At 46.0% G+C, this 622-nt stretch carries 1 protein-coding gene; it reads left to right on the top strand.

What is annotated here, in order from left to right:
- Positions 1 to 25: 25 nt before the first annotated feature.
- Positions 26 to 622: GTPase ObgE (gene obgE / locus ACS8FD_RS22015; protein ID WP_439277438.1), on the top strand; the 597-nt coding region annotated here is incomplete at its 3' end.

Genomic DNA, 622 nt, shown 5'->3' on the forward strand with positions numbered 1-622 from the left:
TAATCTAGAAAGTAAGGAACGTAAGATGCGATTTATTGATGAAGCCGTCGTAACGGTAAAAGCAGGTGACGGTGGTAATGGAATCGCCAGTTTTCGCCGAGAAAAATACGTACCACGCGGTGGCCCGGATGGCGGTGATGGCGGTAGCGGTGGTGATGTTTATGTTATTGCCGATGATAACACAAATACGCTAGTCGACTATCGCTATACGCGTCGCTATGACGCCAAGCGTGGTGAGAATGGTCATAGTAAAAACTGCGCTGGTAAAGGCTCTGATGACGTATTCTTGCCAGTACCTATTGGTACGACTATCATTGATACCGAGACAGACGAGGTACTAGGCGACTTGGTTGAGATTGATCAAAAAATATTGGTTGCTAAAGGTGGCGACGGAGGGCTTGGCAATACTCACTTTAAAAGCTCTACCAATCAAGCGCCGCGTAAAGCAACCTCAGGTTTTGAAGGCGAGTTAAAGGTACTGAAGTTTGAGCTAAAAGTAGTGGCTGATGTCGGTCTGGTGGGATTGCCTAATGCTGGTAAATCTACTTTTATTCGTCAAGTCTCTGCTGCTAAACCTAAAGTTGCTGACTATCCATTTACGACGCTGGTTCCTAATTTGGGT

The organism is Psychrobacter sp. 1U2, assembly GCF_051847575.1.